The sequence below is a fragment of the Gemmatimonadota bacterium genome, assembly GCA_026702745.1.
Classification (GTDB): Bacteria; JAAXHH01; JAAXHH01; order JAAXHH01; family JAAXHH01; genus JAAXHH01.
The window spans coordinates 1-17,683 of the sequence record JAPPBT010000089.1; the positions used below are offsets into that span (position 1 = coordinate 1).

Sequence of the window (17,683 nt, forward strand, 5' to 3'; positions counted from 1 at the left end):
GGGGGCGGCGCTGCCGGCCCCAGGGCCATCCAGAGGGGGATCGGCGGAAAGGAGGCCAGGATCTCGACGACGCGTTGCAGGGCGTGGTCGATCCAGCCGCCGAAGTAGCCGGAGAGCGTGCCGAGAACGGATCCGAGGATCAGGCTGAGGAACACGCCGATGATCCCCACGGTAAGCGATACGCGGCCGCCGTGGATCATGCGGGAGAGCAGGTCGCGGCCCATGCGGTCCGTGCCGAGGAGGTACATGGGACCCTCGGAATGCATCAACCTGAAGTCTCCGCTGGCGTCCCGTGACAGGAACCGGACCGGGTATTGCCGGGACGGATCCGTCTCGTACTCCAGTTCCAGCGTCACCGGGTTCTGCGTGGAAGTCAGGCCGTTTACGTAGAAACCGCCGGACCAGTCGAAATGCAGGTCCTGGGGCGGCAGGTACCGGACCTGGATCCGGATTTCGTTGTGGTCGTAGGGGGAAAAAGTACCGGCAAACAGGGCCGCGAAGTAGAACAGGCCCAGGACCACCCCCGCCGCGATGCCCATCCGGTTTTTCCGGAACCTGCGCCAGATCAGCGTCCGGTAGCTGAGATAGCCCGAGTCCTGGACGGTTGCTTCCTGCGTCTGATCGGCCGTGGTCGTGTTCATGGCGTTGCTCCGGCTAGTCATACCGTATCCTCGGATCGGCCCAGGCCAGCGCGATGTCCGCCAGGATGTTGCCGATGATCAGGAGCAGGCTGAACATCATCAGCAAAGTGCCGGCCAGGTAGATGTCCTCGGCGACCAGGGCCCGGAGCAGCAGCGGTCCCACGGTCGGCAGGCCCAGGACGATCGCCACGATGGTGGCCCCGGAGAGGATGTTCGGCAGGCTCATGCCCAGGATCGTGATCAGCGGGTTGATGGCGATGCGCGCCGCGTGCTTGATGACGACGACGGACTCCTTGAGGCCCTTGGCGCGGGCCGTCTGGACGAAAGGCTGGCCGAGGACGTCCAGCAGGTTGCCGCGCATGATGCGCATCAGGCCGGCCGTGCCGTTGATGCCCACCACGATGACCGGGATCCAGAGGTGCTTCAAAAAGTCGACTAGCTTGTCCCAGGTCCAGGGCGCGCCTTCGTACTCGCTCGAGAAGAGACCGAACAGGGGTATCCGGTAGATCTCGAACACGAAGACCAGGAGGGCGAGGGCCAATAGGAATCCCGGCATGGACATGCCGATGAAGCTCATGAAGGACAGCACGTTGTCGGACAGGCGGTACTGGTGGGTGGCCGAGTAAATGCCGATGGGGATGGCCACGGCGTAGGTGAACAACAGGGCGCCCAGGGCGATGAGCACGGTGAAGGCCAGCCGGTCCCAGATCAGCTGGTTGACTTCCTGCTCGTACTCGAAGGATTCGCCGAAATCCCCCACGACGAACCCCGAGATCCAGCTCACGTACTGCTGCCACATGGGCCGGTCCAGGCCGTAGCGTTCACGCAGTTCGTCGATGCGCGCGATCGAGCTGCTGTCGCCGTACATCTCCTCCAGCTCCTGGATCTTGCGGTCCAGGAAGTCGCCCTCGGGCAACTGGATGATGACGAAGCCGATCATCGAGATGGCCAGGAGGGTCGGGATGGCCAGTAGACAGCGCTTGATGACGTAGTTGATCATTCGATATAGAACTGCTCTGGAAAACTCGTCGCGGGCCCCACGACGGCCCAGGGGCCGAGAATACCGCCGTCTGGAACGTTGTGGAAGTTGTTCTTCACGATGACGGGTTTGGGTGTCCGGGCCACGGTGCCCAGGTGGAACGGGCCGTGCTCGATGTGGATCCGCACGGCGTCCTGCACCAGCAGGTGCCGGGCCTCCAGGTCTTTCTCGCGCTTGATCCGGTCGTAGAGATCAAGGAGATCGACCATGACGCCCGTCGGGGCCTCGCCCCTTTCCCCGCCCGTCTCGTACCACTTCCCCACCTTGGGATGCCAGTATTTTCCCATCGTCGGGAATACCCAGTCGGGGTAGGTGAACAGGTCCATTTCGGCCTCGCCGTGGAGATGGACGGTGAACTCGCCGAGGTCGCGCCGCAGTCTCAGCTCGGCGCCCGGCGGCGTGTATACGATAACCTCCAACCCTAACTCCCGCCAGCCCTCGGCCACGATCAGGGCCACGTCGTTTTCGTGGGCGACGTGCGCCGCGGCCGGTGCGTCCAGCACGAGGCTCAGACGCTGGCCGTCGGGACGGAGCCGGTATCCCTCGGCGTCGCGGCGGGTGAGTCCCATCTCGTCCAGCAGCCGGTTCGCCTTCGGAATGTCGTAGTCCGCGTCGGTGGCCTTCCACAGGTCGAACAATCGCACGCCCTCCGGATCCATGAAATGCCAGCCCTCCTCGCTCACCGTGGCGGCCTGGGGTTGTGCGAGGCCCTTGAAGGCGACGGCGTTGCATTTCTCGCGGTCGATGGCCGCGGCGAGCGCCTGGCGGAACCGCTGATCCCGGATCAGGCCGCGGAGGACCGGGTCGTTATCCGACCAGTTCAGGTTGATCGCCGGATCCGCTCCGGAAGCGCTTTCCCATAACTTGACGCGGTAATCCCCTTTCTCCCGTCCTTCCATGAAAAGGGAATAGTCCCGGAGTTCCATATCGCGGAACTGGCAGTCCACTTCGCCGGCCAGCACCCGCAGGACCCGGATCTGGGCTTCGGGGACCAGGGTCGTGACCACCTGGTCGATGTAGGGGAGCTGCCGGCCGTCGTCGTCCACGACGTAGTAATAGGGATTGCGTTCCAGGATCACCCGGAAGCCGCCCTTTTCGATGCGGGAAATGGTCCACGGCCACAGGGAGGGCTGGTCGGGATTGCGCTGGGGCAGTCTGCGCTTCTCGTAGAGGACGAAATCGTCCACGTCGTCGTTGTGGTCCGGGTGGAACTGCTTCATGTAGTGTTCCGGCACGTTGTACTCTTCGCTCCACCAGAACCCGGTCGCCAGCCACAGGGGCACCAGCCAGTTGGGTCCGGCGAACTTCATGACGATGGTGTAGTCGTCCGGCGTTTCGACCACCATGGGCTTGCCGTCCACGAGGCACCAGACGGGCGGCGGGTACCGGTGGCGGTCGTCGAGACACAGGTCGTACCAGGCGCGGAAGGACGCCGAGGTGTAGGGATGGCCGTCGGACCAGCGGACGCCCTCGCGCAGCTTGAGTGTCAGTTCCGTGCCGTCCTCGTTAAACGTCCATGACTCCGCAAGACCCGGTTCGAGGCCCGTGGTCAGCCGGTTCCACCGGATCAGCGGGGCGTATCCGGCGATCATCTTCCATGAGCCGAGATCGGTGTTGTTGTGGAACTTGCGCCAGGTTCCGCCGTAGACCCCGGGCCCATCGTACCCCTCATAGTCGTTTCTGGCCACGAGCGGGTTGGCCGGGATCCGCTCGTGGAGGGGCGGCAGGGTGCCCGCCGCCACCCGGGCGGCCAGTTCGGGCGCTTCCAGCGGGGTCCGGGCGGCCAGTTCGGGCGCTTCCAGCGACGTCCGGGCCGCGGGATCGGAAACCGGCGCGTCCGATGCAGCCCCCTCAACCGTCAGGTCCGGTGCAGACCCGCCGCCGGCACAGGCCGCCAGCCCGGTCAGGGCCGCCAGCAGCAGGCTCGTCAGCAAGTTTTTCTCACCGATTCTCATCCTGGACTCCGAATTGATACACCAGCCCCGGTCAAATGCCCTGAAGAGTCAACGTGTCGCTGTAGTGGCACGCCGCCTTGACGCCTCCGGGATAGGTCTTTAGTTCCGGTTCCGCTTCCCTGCACAGGTCCGTGGCATGCCGGCACCGCGGATGAAAATGACAACCTTTAGGGGGCGACGCGGGATCGGGCACATCGCCGGTCAGGGCGACACGTGTCCGTTTCTTCTGTACCGCGGGATCCGCAACGGGAACGGCGGAGATCAACGCCTCCGTGTAGGGATGCAGCGGATGGTGGTAAACCTGCTCGGCGGGACCCGTTTCCACGATCCGGCCGAGGTACATGATCGCCACCCGGTCGCTTATGTGCTGCAGCACGCTCAGGTCGTGGGTGATGAAAATGTAGGACAGGCCCATGCGATCCTTGAGCGAGGCCAGAAGGTTCAGGATCTGGGACTGCACGGATACGTCCAGGGCCGATACTGGCTCGTCCGCGATGATCAGTTCGGGCCGGAGGGACAGGGCCCGGGCGATGCCGATGCGCTGGCGCTGCCCTCCGCTGAAGGCGTGGGGATAGCGGCGCATGTCTGCAGCGTTCAGCCCCACGTCGGCGAGCAGGCCGGCCACGAGGTCCTCCAGTTCGGACCCGCGTGCCAGCCCGTTCACCCGGAGCGGTTCCCCCACGATGTCGCTCACCGTCATCCGGGGGTTGAGGGACGAGTTCGGGTCCTGGAACACCATCTGCATGCGGTGACGGTAGGGACGCATTTCGCGTCGGTCCAGGGGACTGAGATTCACCCGTTCCGCACCGAAGAAGATATCGCCGTCCGTAAGCGGAATCGCTTTCAGCACGCACCGTCCCAGCGTGGTCTTGCCGCAGCCGCTCTCTCCCGCCAGACCGAGGGTCTCCCCGGTGCCGCACTGAAAATCGACGCCGTCCACCGCCCGGACGTCGCCGCGCTTGCGCCGCCAGAGTCCTTTTCGGATCGGAAAGTGCTTCTTCAGGTTCCGGACGTCGAGGATGGTTTCCATAACAGGCATCCCGCTTTGCTAACGGTCCAATGCGACACGGTCGAGGTGCCAGCACCGGGCCTGGTGTCCAATCTCGACTTCCTCAACCGGTGGATCAGAGGCGCACTGCTCCGTCGCGAAACGGCACCGAGGCGCGAAAGCGCATCCTTCCGGCAGGTTGAGCGGAGACGGAACCGTGCCCGGGATCGTGGACAGTTGCGAAGCCTTATCCCGGTTGATCCGCGGCGCCGATTCCAGCAGCGCCCGGGTGTACGGATGGGCGGGCTGGTAGAAAATCCGCTCCGGTGATCCGTATTCGACGATCTGCCCCGCGTACATGATCATGATTTCGTCGGCCATGTCTGCGATGACGCCCAGGTCGTGGGTGATCATCACGATGGCCATGTTCAGGTTGTCTTTCAGCTCTTTGAGCAGTTCTAGGATCTGCGCCTGTATGGTCACATCCAGCGCCGTGGTGGGCTCGTCGGCGATCAGGAGTTCGGGGCCGCACGACAGGGCCATGGCGATCATGGCGCGCTGCCGCATGCCACCGGATAGCTCGTGGGGATACTCGTCCACCCGTTGCAGGGGGCCAGGAATACCGACTTCGGACAGGGCCTCCACCGCGCGGGCCCGGGCGGCCTTCCGGTCCATGCCGTGGTGAAGGCGCAGCGCCTCGCCGATCTGATTACCCACGGTGTATACGGGGTTGAGGGCGGTCATGGGCTCCTGGAAGATCATGGAGATCCTGCGGCCCCGGATCCGGCGCATGGCATCGCCCCCCGGCTCGAGTTCGTGTATGTGGACGGTCGCCCCGTTTTCCCTTTCATGGTAAATGATCTTTCCTTCCACGTACCCCGGTTTAGGAACCAGCCGCATGAGGGAGAGGCCCATCATGCTCTTTCCGCACCCGCTTTCACCCACCACGCCAAGGGTTCTGCCGCGCCTGATCCGGAACGAGACGTCCCGTACGGCCCGGACGGGACCGTCGTCTGTGGGGATCACGGCTGATAGGTGTGAAACATCAAGGAGAAGGTCTTGCATACAGGGTCATTTTAACGACCCTTTCGAAGGTCTGTCAAGGTGATACCGCTGCCTTCCGCGACCGGAATATTGAAGAGATGCGATCGGTTTTTTGTAGGAAAAAGGACTGTACACACTCATATTGGCACGACCGAATCTACTGTAACTGCATCAACCCAGATAACCCGAGGAGTCAAATATGCACGCGTCAGAGACGGCCATGAAAGCGTGGTCTCGCCGGGGCTTCATGAAAGGCGCTTTGGCGGCCGGAACGGCCGGTATCGCCCTGTCCATGTCGGACAGAATGGCCATGGCCACCCAGTTGATCACGGGCGGAAGGCCCACCATCGAAGCCATCAGAGGCGTCGGTGTGCAGCCGGGTCTCGTACGTATGAGCCTGAACGAGAACCCGCTGGGACCGTCGCCCCGGGCCATCGAGGCCATGGCGAACCGGATGTTCGGCGTCAACCGCTACGGTACGGACCTGAGCGATCTGATGCAGGCCCTGTCGACCTTCGACGGGGTGGAACTGCCCGAGCCGGACAATTCCATGCGGCGCTCGTTTTTCAGGCCGCCTCCCGGTCCCTTCATGTTGACTCCGGGATCCAGTCTCATCCTGGACCTGCTCTGCCTGGCCTATCTCAGTCGCAATGGCGGCGAAGTCATCGAAGCGGAGTATGGATACGGGTCCATTTCCCGTTCCGCCAGTGATTACAACGACATGTTCGGCGTCGACGTCAACATCATCCGGGCACCGATGACGCCGGAATACAAGCACGACCTCGATGGAATGGCCGCCCTGGCGTCCGACAGGACGTCGCTGGTCGTCATCACCAATCCGAACAACCCCACGGGTACGCTGCTGCAGCCCGACGAAATCGAAGCTTTCGTCAACAAGCTCCCGGCTACCACCATCGTGGTCATCGACGAGGCCTACCTGCACTTCGTGGAGCAGGATCCAATTCCTTCGGCGGTCCCGCTGGCGGTCAAGTATGACAACGTGGCCGTGGTCAGGACCTTCTCAAAGGCCTATGCGCTGGCTGCCGTGAGACTGGGGTACTGCGTCGCCTCGCAGAAGATCCAGGACGAATTGCGGAAGTACTACCAGGAGTCGCCGAACGCCCTGGCCACCGTGGCCGGCGCCGCCGCGGTACGCGACCTTGAACACCTGCAGAAGTCCCGCGAGGCGGTCTGGGATTTCAAGAAGCGGTGTTACGCCACATTCGACGAGATGGGGATCGAATACCTGCCGTCCCAGGGCACCTTCGTAATGGCTGATCTGAAGCGCCCGGCCATGCAGGTGGTCCGGGAAATGCGCGCGAGAAACGTCTGGATCAGTTCCCGGCGGCAGCGGGAATTCCGGACCTGGATCAGGGTCTCTGCAGGTACGGAGGCCGAAACCGAGGTGTTTCTGCAGACGCTTAAGGACGTGCTGGCAAAGTCCAGCTGACGCGTAGGCGTTTCGCCCGGCGAAATCCAATCGGCCAAGGATGTGGGCCGGATCAACTGGTAGTCCGGTTCAAAACCATCTGTTTTAACAAAAAGCCCGGCGGGGCGATCTCCGCCGGGCTTTTTCGATATTGAGGTCAACAGGCTCGTCTTATACCAGGCTTCTGCACTCCATCTTTAGCCAGTCTCTTTCTCTCGTCGTAACTTCCAGGTCTCCCCGACGAAAAAAAGTACGCCAGGGTTCGACACCGGATCTCCCCAACGTAGATATCCTCGAGATCTCCGTTTTCTGAAGGTCGAGGAGGGCTTGAATCACGCTATTCGGGCCGAACTCACCGTAAGCCTCGCATAGCACATGCAGGCGATTCCGCAGTTCAGGCGGTTCCTCGAAACCGGCTTTCGACCAGAAACCACCACCACGCAGCGGTACAAGATGCCAGGCGAGTTGTGCGATATCCGTTATCGTTTCGCCAGGTTCAGCAAAATCCCAGTCAATAACTCCTTGCAGTACATCATCAGCCCAGATGGTATTCCAAGGTCCGAGATCCCCGTGGCGTATGATCAACCCGGGTTGCCACCACAGATTCGGGACACACCACCCGGCTGTTTCAGATGGGACGTAGTCTTTCACCAGGTGATGGAAGGATTTCAAAAATTCGGATATCTGTTCAATACCACTGTCCGTCCTCAGTACTTCAGGCCATGGTCTGGTTCCGGGTTCCCCTTCAATCCAGGATAGTGTTTCATATTCGTCGTCTACTCCAAGTAACCGGGGAACGCCTTGCAATCCTCTATCTTCAAGATGCCTTAGCAGGCCGTGCACAGCCGGTGTCCATCGATTGACAGGACGGCGTATGGTATCACCGATGCGTTCGACGGTGTGCAAGGCCCCACGGTGTGATTTCCTGTCTGATTCCATCTTCGCTCAATAAGAAATCGGGGACGTGAGATGCATCTCTCGCCCCCGGTTTTCGATCTTCATCCGGCCTGTAGTATGTCCGGCTCAACGCCCGTGCGTTAACGCCCCTTCGACGTTTCCACAGTTTCATCGAGTTCGGGTGCCGTTACCGGTGCCTCGTCCGACCCATCCGACCGGTCCGACCCGTCCGACCGGTCCGACCCGTCCACCGCTGCGACGCCGTTGCCATCCGTGGGCGGCGTTTCAGCAGTCGCTTCTTCCGCAGGTGGCTTTTCCGTGGCCTCCGCGGCATCGCCCTGCACGACTTCCTTATGCGTCTCCTCCGCGGCGCCCGCGCCGTCCTCCTGGTCGCTAGTATCCGGTACGCCATCCTTCGACTCGGCGTCGCCATCTTTCGACTCGGCGTCGCCATCCTTCGATCCGGCGTTGTCATCTTCCTTCGGGGGCAGGGTCTTGCCTTCGATGAGCGCGGCCACCTCGTCCCGTGAGAGAGAATCTCGTTCCAGGAGGGCCTTGGCCACGACGTGAAGCTGGGGTTCGTGGTCCTTGAGCAGTTTCTCGACGCGTTCTCCCGCCTCGGTCACGAAACGCTGGATCTCCTGGTCGATGCGATGGGCGGTGGTCTCGCTGTAGTTCGGCTGGTGGGCGATGTCCCGGCCGAGGAAGACCTCGTGCTCCTTCTCGCCCAGCGCCGTGGCACCGAGTTCTTCGCTCATACCCCAGTCGCATACCATGTGGCGGCTGATGCGGGTGACCTGTTCGATGTCGCTTTGCGCGCCGGAGGTCACTTCGCCGAAGACGATCTGCTCGGCCGCCCGGCCGCCCAGGGCCGCGGACATCGTGCCCAGGCAATAGGAGCGGGACTGGAGGTAGCGTTCCTCCGGCAGAGGAATGGTCACGCCAAGGCCCCTGCCCTGTGGCAGTATCGTCACTTTGTGCAGGGGGTCGATTTCGGGGATGAGTTCGAAGGCGAGGGCGTGGCCGGCCTCGTGATAGGCCACGATCTCCCGCTCCTTGTCGCTGATGACGAGCTGGCGCTTCGATCCCATCATGATCTTTTCTTTGGCTTCTTCGAAGTCTTCGCTGGTTACGGAAGCGCGATCGTACCGCGCCGCGATGAGCGCCGCCTCGTTCACCATGTTGGCCAGGTCCGCGCCCACCATGCCGGGCACGCCCTTGGCGAGTACATCCAGCCTGACCGAATCGTCGAGGGGGATCTTGCGGCTCTTAACGTGGATCTCCAGGATCTTCTCCCGTCCCACCACGTCGGGCCGGTCGACGACGATGTGCCGGTCGAAGCGGCCGGGGCGGAGCAGCGCGGGATCGAGCACGTCCGGACGGTTCGTCGCGCCGATCACGATGATGGAGTCCGTTTTCTCGAAACCGTCGAGCCCCACCAGCAACTGGTTCAGGGTCTGTTCCCGCTCGTCGTGCCCGCCGCCGAGTCCGGCGCCCCGGTGTCGACCGATGGCGTCGATTTCATCGATGAAGATGATACACGGAGCGTTCTGGCGGGCCTGTTCGAAAAGGTCCCGCACGCGGGAGGCACCTACACCGACAAACATCTCCACGAAGTCCGATCCGCTCATGCTGAAGAAGGGCACGCCCGCCTCACCTGCGACGGCCTTGGCGAGCAGGGTCTTCCCTGTGCCCGGCGGGCCCAGCAGCAGGGCGCCTTTCGGAATCCGGCCGCCCAGGGCGTGGAACTTGTCCGGGTTCTTCAGGAACTCCACGATCTCCTGCAGGTCGCGCTTGGCTTCGAGTACGCCGGCCACGTCGGCGAAGGTGATGGAGGGCCGGTCTTCCACGATCATCTTGGCCCGGCTCTTTCCGAAGGAGAACATGCCGCGCTGGCCTGACTGCATCTGGCGCAGGATGAAGATCCAGAACCCGATGAGCAGCAGCCAGGGCAGGGCAGCGATGAGGTAGCCCACCCAGTTGGTGGCCTCCGGTTCGGCCGTGACCATGACATTTTTGGCCATGAGATCGGCCACCAGCTCCGGGTCGTCGAAGGGGATGTATACCTTGAACTCACGAAGGCTCTGGTTCGCGCCTTCGACTACGGTCGACGAGTTCTGTCGCAGCGTGCCCGTGATCAGCTTCTCGGTGATGGTGACCTGCTCGATATTGTCGGCTTCTAGGAACTGCTGGAACTGCGTGTACGATACCGTTACCGCGTTATCGCCCCGCCTGGGCAGGAATTGCGCGGCCATCAGGAAGAACAGGAAGAGCACGAGCCAGATCAGGATCGAGCGGTTCTTCCTCGTCTTGTCGGGCGGTGGCTGCCGGTCGTTTCTGGGGTGGGGCTGTCGTTGGTCCGGGGGCGGGTGCTGATTTCGATCCTGCGGTGGTTGGGACATGACTTGTTGAAGACCTCGGTTCGTTCGGGGGTTGGTCGGCGAATTCAGAAACTGGTGCAGATCGGAGCGGCGACGATCAGGTGGCGGAGATCCAGGCCGCCTTCGGCAGGCAAATGCGACCAGTCCCTGAACATGCTCCGCAGCTTGCTTCGCGCTTCCGAGAGCCTGCGCTTCACGGTGCCCACCGGGACGTTCATCCGCGAGCTGACCTCGTCACAGGAATAACCGGTGAAATAGTACATTGCGACGGTCCGGCCGAGTGCGTGCGACAATGTCGCTACGGCTTTCCGCACGCTGCGGCGCTTTGCCCGGTCCAGGTGCTCATCGCCCGGCCAGACGCTTACGGCGCCTTCCTCCGGCTGGACCTCCGTCCAGGCCAATTCCCGGTGCTTCCGGTCCCCCACGTGGGCGAGGCACCGGTTACGCGCAATGGCGCGCAGCCACTGCGGAAACCGCTCCGGGTCGCGCAGGGACGACAGCCGCTGGTAAACGGAAAGCCAGATATCCTGTACGATATCCTGCCTGTCCTGGCGGTTCGTAACCATGGCACCTACGATACGCCTGATCTCGCGGTCGTACCGCTTCATCAGCTTCTCGAATTCGTCCGAACAGCCGTTCAGCACGCTTTCGATGAGGAGTCCGTCGGCCGTGTGTGCCATTTCATGCATCCCGCATTTTGGGCTCGAGTACATGTGGAGCGAGGGTAGCGCTGTCGATACCGTCTACTATACTAAGAGGCTCCGGAACGTAAAATGGTTCGGTTTTTTTCGCACCGTTCCAACCCACCGGTAATATACCCGTTAGACGCTTCCTCGTCAAGCGGCCCCGGCAGCCTGTTCGTTGCCGGTTACCACGCGTATTTCGCGGGTCAGGCCGATCAATCCGACGAGATTGGGAAACATCATGCAGGCGACCATGATATCACCAAGGTCCCAGATCACCCGGGCTTCATAAACGGCCCCGAAGAAGGCGGCCGCGCACCAGGTGATCCGGATGCCCAGCACCACGCCCCGGGAGTCCGTCACGAACCGCAGCCCCTGTTCGGCATAGTAGGACCAGGTGACCATGGTCGTGAACCCGAACATCAGGGAGCAGAGTGCGACGATGGCGCCGCCGAAGGGGATGGTGGTGTTCAGCGCGGAAGCCACGAGGGCGGTGCTGATCTCGCCGTTGTGCCACACGCCGGCGATGACCACCGTAACCGCGGTCATGGAGCAGACGACGATCGTGTCGATGAAGACGCCGATCATGGATATGTATCCCTGGCGCACCGGGTTGTTCGTCTGAGCGGCACTGTGGGCGATCCCCGCGCTGCCGAGGCCGGCTTCGCTGGAGATGACGCCGCGCCGGATGCCGTACTGTATCGTCCGGGCTACCGTGACCCCGGCGAAACCACCGATCGCCGCCACGGGAGTGAAGGCGCTTTCCACGATCAGCCAGAGGGTTGCCGGTAGCGCGCTGAAATGGGTGAATACGACGTAGACCACGCTGGCGGCGTATACGAGCACCATGGTGGGCACGAGCCTTTCCGCGACCAGGCCGATTCGCTTGATCCCGCCGATGATGACGACGGCCAGGATGCCGGTCAGCAATGCGCCGGTGATCCACTTGGCCACATGGAACTGGGAGTCCATGACCAGGGCGATGGAGTTCGCCTGGCTGATGTTCCCGCCGCCCAGGCCGCCCAGCGTGGCGCATAGGGCGAAGATTACGCCGATGGTGGGAAGATTAAGCCCCTCCTTCAGATAGGACATGGGGCCGCCGAGCATAAGGCCGTCCCGCGTCTTTCCCCGGTACCGCAGGGCCAGCACGGTTTCCGCGTACTTCGTCGCCATGCCCAGGGGCGCCATGGCCGCCATCCAGAAGGCCGCGCCCGGGCCGCCCACCGCGATGGCTGTCGCCACACCCGCGATGTTGCCGTTGCCGATGGTGGCCGCCATGGCGGTGGTCAGCGCCTGGAAGGGCGAGATGTCTCCCGATTCCTGGTCGCCCTTGTCCCTGCGCAGGGCACCCCGCATGACGAGGCCGACGGCCGTGCCGAACTTCCGGAACTGGACCCCCTTGCTGGCCACGGTGAGCATGAGACCCAGGATGGCGAGCACGCCGATCGTCCAGGGTCCCCACATGAAATCGGATATCGCGCGCAGGACGGCATCCATGGCGTACCTCTCTCGCTGATGACGGGGTGAGGATGTGGTATTGAAATTACTGAATAGGGATGTGGGTTAATCTACTGTGCTTCGCGCGTTAAACAAGTTGAAAGACCACTGGTCGCCCGCATCGTTCGAATTCGCCCGTGCTGTTCGAAATCGGCCGCCCTGTTCGAATCCCTGTTTTGGTTGTCACTCGTAATGACCTGGATTATCTTGGACGTTCGCATACATCCTCGCATAAATCATGGTTGAAATGGAGTCGTCATGGCCGACCGCGTCTACGGCGTGCTGCTGGTCAGTTTCAGCAAGCACAGCCATCAAAGCAGTTTCGTCCCCGCCTTCGTGGACCATCCCCGGATCCGCATCGTCGGGGTAGCGGACGACGCGGACATCGACACCTATCTCAAACCGCTGAACCGGACCTGGGCCAAACAGTTGGGCGTGCCCTGTCTGGATGGGATCGAGGCGGCCGTTCAGCGGGACGAGGTCGACGTGGTGAGCATCGGTCACGAGATCGAGCGCCGCGCCGAAATCGCCAGGCTGGCCGCTCGCGCGGGCAAGCACCTGTGGATCGATAAGTACATCGGCGCCAACATGGAGGAATGCCGAGACGTGGTCGACGCCGTAGAAAGGTCAAAGGTCACAACCATCCTTCCCAGTTACGTTTACAACGACTTGGTCAACCAGAGCAGAAAGATGATTGACGGGGGATTCCTGGGTGAATTGACGGCGATGCACGTCGACCTCCTCTTCGGAAAAGGGATACCTCGGCCCATTTCGAATGCGCAGCGAAAACCCGGTTTCCTGCCGCCGGGCAGGTGGAAATTCCCGGACATCAAACGCGAGTTGCTGACGGTCGGCGCCTATGCCGTGGCCCTGGTGCAGCAATGCTTCGACCCCATTGTCGAGGTATACGGCCAGGGCGGCGCCTATTTCTTCCCCGAGCATGCCGCCCATGGCGCGGATGACTTCGGGACGCTGACTCTCGTGGACCGGTCCGGCCGGGTGGCCACCCTTTCCGCCGGGCGCAATGGCATCGCCTCCCATGGCGCCGGGGGACCGAACCTGGCCTACCTGTTCGGGACGAAGAGAACGGGACGGATCGACGGGAAACGCCCCGGAATCGACACTCACCTGAGAAGCCGCATCGTGGACGGCGATTACAGCGTCGACGAAGATGATCCCATGCAGTGGCACAGCGGCCCCCCCACCTTGCTGACCTCCACAGGGACTGAATTCACTCGCGCCGCCCTGGATGACCTGGTACGCGCGCTGGACACCGGATCGAGACCGCGCTTCACCGTCCGGGACGCCCGGGACCACATGGAAGTGCTGCTCGCGGGTTACGAATCCATCGTGCGAAACCGGCCGGTGCGCCTGCCCCTGTGTGGCGGGGAGGCGACGTGAAGCGAATAGAGAGACTGGTTATCGGCAGCCGCCAGGACCTTTCACTATTTCAGGAGTACACTGAAGGGCAGGACGGCGTGGTGTTCGCCCGGCCGAACGCCCTCGACGCGTACCGGCCCCGGCAGGCCCTGTTCCTTTCACCTTACCGGGGTATGGCCGCGGATGCGGCACGCCTCGTTGAAAATGGTGTCGGCGTGCGAACGGCCGGACCGCTGCCCGTACGGACGCGTAATCCGGATATTCCCATCACGGATATCCACCGGTCCGATGCCGGGTTCCGGGCGATGCTTGAAACGAGCCGCCACGCCGATTTCGGGGAACCGGTGTATCTTCGACTGATCTCCTCGCCGGAAGGTGGGAAGTGGCCAAAGTGGTGGTGCGTATTCCAGTCGTGCCGAAAGGCCGAAGCACTGCTGGATTCCCCTCTGCACCGGGTGTATGTAGCCGCGGCGGGGACCGCGCCTCGTCTGCACGTAAGTATCACGCTGAAGACACATCGTAATTCCACGGCTCACCTGCTGGTGGCCCCGGTTGGATCCCGGCTGCAGGACGACCTTTTGCTTGTTGGAACGGGCGGTACGCTGGCGGACGATCCCCTGCTCAATCAATCAGGCATGTACGGGAAATCGGATTACCGCATGATGACGAGGCCTGCCCGGCGGTGTCTGGCCGACCTGTGGGGGAATGAGGCCCTCATCGTCCTGTCCGCCGAAGAACGGCGTTTCTACCAGGATTTGCTCCGTGCGATCGGCGACTCGTCGCGGTCACGGAGCGGTATCTGCCTGGAATACCCAGCGGCCTGACTGATTCGTGCCTGTGGTTGTGCGGACCGGCGCGTTTCAAGGACAAAGCGATACCATGACCGTCATTTCCTCATCCGCCACCGCCGTCGAGCCGGAAGAGACCGGCCCGGCGTCTCTGCCCTTCCTGCGGCGCATGCTGAAGCACCGCATGGTCTGCGCCGGCGGCGGCATTGTCCTGTTCCTGGCAGCCCTGGCGCTGTCAGCCCCGTTCCTGACCGGAATGGGCTATCTGCAGGACCCCATGCAGCAGCTGGCCGACGGTCTGGACGCCGACGGGTTACCCATCCCACCCGGCGACCGGTTTTTCCTCGGTACGGACCAACTCGGGCGGGACGTGCTGGCCCGTCTGGTGCACGGCACCCGCATCTCCCTGCTTGTCGGCATCGTAGCCATGCTCATCGCCGTCTGCGTCGGGGTAACCGTGGGCATGCTCGCGGGATACCACGGCGGCTGGGTGAACACCCTGCTCATGCGCGGGACCGACGTCATGCTGGCCATACCCGGGCTGCTTCTGGCCATCGCCTTCGCCGGACTGATGGATGGACGCGTGATCCAGATCCACATCGAGTCCCTGGACTGGCACGTACTGGATATCACGCTGAAACGCGGACTGGTCAGCGTGTTCATCGTCATCGGGCTCGTCAGCTGGACCTGGATCGCCCGGACTATACGAAGCCAGGTACTGATCCTGAAGAACCGGGAATTCGTCACGTCATCCCGGGCCATCGGCTGTTCGGATTTCCGCATCATGGTACGACACCTGCTGCCCAACGTCCTGCCCCTGATCATCGTGCTTGGATCCCTCGCCACGGCAAACACCGTGCTGCTCGACGCCGGTCTGAGTTATCTCGGGGTCGGCGTACCGCCGCCCGCGCCGTCGTGGGGTACCATGATCGCAGAGGGACAGCCCTACTTCATTGTCTCTCCACACCTCACCATGGCTCCGGGCCTGTTCATTGTCGCGGCCGTGGTGGGATTCAACTTGCTCGGCCAGGGACTGCAGGAGGTACTGGATCCTTACGTGAAGGAGGGACAGGGACGATGAATGGTACACGGGCGCAGCAATCCACGGTGCAGCATTCCACGGTGCAGCAATCCACGGTTGTAGCCGCCCCTGGTCCGCTGACCTGGGCATCGGTTTGCCTTGCGGTGCTGTTCCTCACGGTATCCTGTTCCGGCGACGCCCCTCCCAGCCGTCTGCACCCCGAGGAGAACGTTCTGCGGATCGCCGTGCCTTCGGACCCGCGATCGCTCGATCCGGCCATCGCCTACGACGTAGTGACCTGGCCGCTGGTGCGCGCCTTGTTCCATGGACTGGTGGACTATGACGACGACCTGAACCTGGTTCCCTGGCACGCGCGCTCGTGGACGGTCTCCGAGGATGGCCGGACCATTACCTTCAAGTTGCGCCGGGATATCCGGTTCTCGAACGGCCGGGCGATAACCTCCGGAGATTTCGCCTGGTCACTCGAACGGATTCTGGATCCCGCGACCAAGTCGCCGGGGCAAGGATTCTATCGGAACATCGCCGGTGCCCGTGCGTTTCAGGACGGTTCGGCGGACCGGGTCGAGGGCCTGCGCACACCCGATTCCGAGACCCTGGTGATCGAGCTGGTCCATCCCGACCTGCCCTTCCTGTACTGCATTGCCATGCCCTTCGCGTACGCCGTTCCACGGGAGGAAGTGGAGCGGCGCGGCGAGACCTTCGGGCGGCATCCCGTGGGCGCGGGACCTTTTGTGCTGGCGGACTGGCAGCGCGGAACGCGCATGCAGCTCGAGAAGAATCCGTCCTACTACCAGGCGGACGAGGTCCGGCTGGAAGCCATCGAACTGATGGTCGGCGGAGACGAGACCCTGCACATGATGATGTTCGAGCGGGGCGAGCTGGACATCGCCAGCGTCACGTCGACGGGGATACCGGACGCAGACTTCATTCGGGTCATGAAAGACCCCGTCCTCAGTAAACGGGTCGCCCATCAACCCCTGAACGCCATCCAGTACCTCTCCATGAACACCGAGATGCCGCCTTTCGACCGGGTGAACGTGCGCAGGGCCGTCAACCACGCCATCGACCGAAAGCGGATCGTGAGCCTGATCAGCGACCGGGGCATCCTCGCACGGGGCGTCCTGCCGCCCGGCATGCCGGGATTCAACGAGGAACTCGAAGGATACAGCCACGATCCGGAAAAGGCCCGCAGACTGCTTGCGGAGGCCGGATATCCGGAGGGATTCACCACCGAACTCATGACCACGGCCCAGAGCGGAATCGATACCAAGATCGGACAGGCGGTACAGCAGGACCTCGCGGAGGTCGGCATCACCGTGGAAATCAGGCCGGTCACCGGTTCGACGCGGATCGAAGCGACGGGCCGGCGCGGCGCGGTACCCTTCTCCACCTTCGGTTGGTACCAGGACTATCCGGATCCGAGCAATTTCCTCGATGTGCTTCTGAACGGTAATCGGATAACCGAGGTGAACAGCACCAACGTGGCGTTCTATGACAATGCATCGGTGAACGCGTTGCTGAACGAGGCGTCCACCAGCACGGACCAGGATCATCGCCTGGCGCTCTATCGCGAGGCGGAGCGTCTGGTGGTGGAGGACGCGCCCTGGGTATTTCTGTACTACCCGCAGATGTACCTGCTCCGGCAACCCTGGCTCCAGGGGCTGAAGCTCAATCCGGTCTGGCCCATCCGCTATGAATTGATGTGGATTGAACCATGAAACGCGGCCGAAACCATAGAAGGACCTCGCCGGTTAGAAGGACCTCGCCATGTTGAGCAGAATCCTGCGCCGCCTGGGATGGGCGGCCGTGATATTGTGGGGGACCACGGTGATCACGTTTCTGATCGTGCATGCGGTTCCGGCCGATCCAGTGCGGGTATACGCCGGAGCGAACGCGGATGCGGAGACGATCGAGCGGAT

At 62.7% G+C, this 17,683-nt stretch carries 14 protein-coding genes; 5 read left to right on the forward strand and 9 right to left on the reverse strand.

The annotated features are described in order from the left end of the window. The 5 genes from OXH56_15110 to OXH56_15130 form a co-directional block, all read right to left on the reverse strand. Positions 1–641, reverse strand: a 641-nt coding sequence (locus tag OXH56_15110; protein ID MCY3556642.1) for an ABC transporter permease, incomplete at its 3' end; no start/stop codon positions are given. A gap of 13 nt (positions 642–654) precedes the next feature. After that, complete coding sequence (locus OXH56_15115; GenBank protein MCY3556643.1) at positions 655–1,641, reverse strand: ABC transporter permease; 987 nt, start codon at positions 1,639–1,641, stop codon at positions 655–657. Next, entirely contained in the window at positions 1,638–3,635 is a 1,998-nt protein-coding gene (locus tag OXH56_15120) for an ABC transporter substrate-binding protein (protein MCY3556644.1), read from the reverse strand. The genes OXH56_15115 and OXH56_15120 overlap by 4 nt, the downstream gene beginning before the upstream one ends. A gap of 31 nt (positions 3,636–3,666) precedes the next feature. Then, positions 3,667–4,674, reverse strand: a complete 1,008-nt coding sequence (locus OXH56_15125; protein MCY3556645.1) for an ABC transporter ATP-binding protein — start codon at positions 4,672–4,674, stop codon at positions 3,667–3,669. Positions 4,675–4,683: 9 nt separating this feature from the next. Beyond that, positions 4,684–5,688 (reverse strand): ABC transporter ATP-binding protein, encoded by a 1,005-nt coding sequence (locus tag OXH56_15130; GenBank protein MCY3556646.1) that lies wholly within the window; start codon positions 5,686–5,688, stop codon positions 4,684–4,686. Between the two features lie 178 nt (positions 5,689–5,866). Between OXH56_15130 and OXH56_15135 the strand changes: the two genes are divergently transcribed. Further along, positions 5,867–7,117, forward strand: coding sequence for a histidinol-phosphate transaminase (locus OXH56_15135; GenBank protein MCY3556647.1), 1,251 nt, complete (start codon positions 5,867–5,869; stop codon positions 7,115–7,117). 150 nt (positions 7,118–7,267) lie between these two features. Here the strand turns inward: OXH56_15135 and OXH56_15140 are convergent, their stop codons facing one another. The 4 genes from OXH56_15140 to OXH56_15155 all read right to left on the reverse strand — a co-directional run bounded on the left by OXH56_15140 (position 7,268) and on the right by OXH56_15155 (position 12,554). Beyond that, complete coding sequence (locus tag OXH56_15140) at positions 7,268–8,035, reverse strand: aminoglycoside phosphotransferase family protein (GenBank protein ID MCY3556648.1); 768 nt, start codon at positions 8,033–8,035, stop codon at positions 7,268–7,270. 98 nt (positions 8,036–8,133) lie between these two features. Beyond that, positions 8,134–10,395 carry an ATP-dependent zinc metalloprotease FtsH gene (gene ftsH, locus OXH56_15145; GenBank protein ID MCY3556649.1) on the reverse strand — a complete coding sequence of 754 codons (2,262 nt, stop codon included), beginning with the start codon at positions 10,393–10,395 and terminating at the stop codon, positions 8,134–8,136. A 44-nt stretch (positions 10,396–10,439) separates the two neighbouring features. Beyond that, on the reverse strand, positions 10,440–11,054 hold the full coding sequence (locus tag OXH56_15150) for a sigma-70 family RNA polymerase sigma factor (GenBank protein ID MCY3556650.1): 615 nt from the start codon (positions 11,052–11,054) through the stop codon (positions 10,440–10,442). A 156-nt stretch (positions 11,055–11,210) separates the two neighbouring features. After that, complete coding sequence (locus tag OXH56_15155; GenBank protein MCY3556651.1) at positions 11,211–12,554, reverse strand: sodium:alanine symporter family protein; 1,344 nt, start codon at positions 12,552–12,554, stop codon at positions 11,211–11,213. 258 nt (positions 12,555–12,812) lie between these two features. Here OXH56_15155 and OXH56_15160 point away from each other — a divergent pair, with 258 nt between their 5' ends. From OXH56_15160 to OXH56_15175, 4 genes are read left to right on the forward strand one after another with little or no spacing between them, the layout of a single operon-like run. After that, on the forward strand, positions 12,813–13,955 hold the full coding sequence (locus OXH56_15160) for a Gfo/Idh/MocA family oxidoreductase (GenBank protein ID MCY3556652.1): 1,143 nt from the start codon (positions 12,813–12,815) through the stop codon (positions 13,953–13,955). Beyond that, positions 13,952–14,758: a hypothetical protein gene (locus OXH56_15165; GenBank protein ID MCY3556653.1), complete on the forward strand. Its 807-nt coding sequence runs from the start codon at positions 13,952–13,954 to the stop codon at positions 14,756–14,758. The genes OXH56_15160 and OXH56_15165 overlap by 4 nt, the downstream gene beginning before the upstream one ends. Positions 14,759–14,813: 55 nt before the next feature. Then, a complete protein-coding gene (locus tag OXH56_15170) occupies positions 14,814–15,803 on the forward strand; it encodes an ABC transporter permease (protein ID MCY3556654.1) in 990 nt (329 codons plus the stop codon). Continuing rightward, positions 15,800–17,482 (forward strand): ABC transporter substrate-binding protein, encoded by a 1,683-nt coding sequence (locus tag OXH56_15175; protein ID MCY3556655.1) that lies wholly within the window; start codon positions 15,800–15,802, stop codon positions 17,480–17,482. Before OXH56_15170 ends, OXH56_15175 begins: the two co-directional genes overlap by 4 nt. Positions 17,483–17,683: the final 201 nt, after the last annotated feature.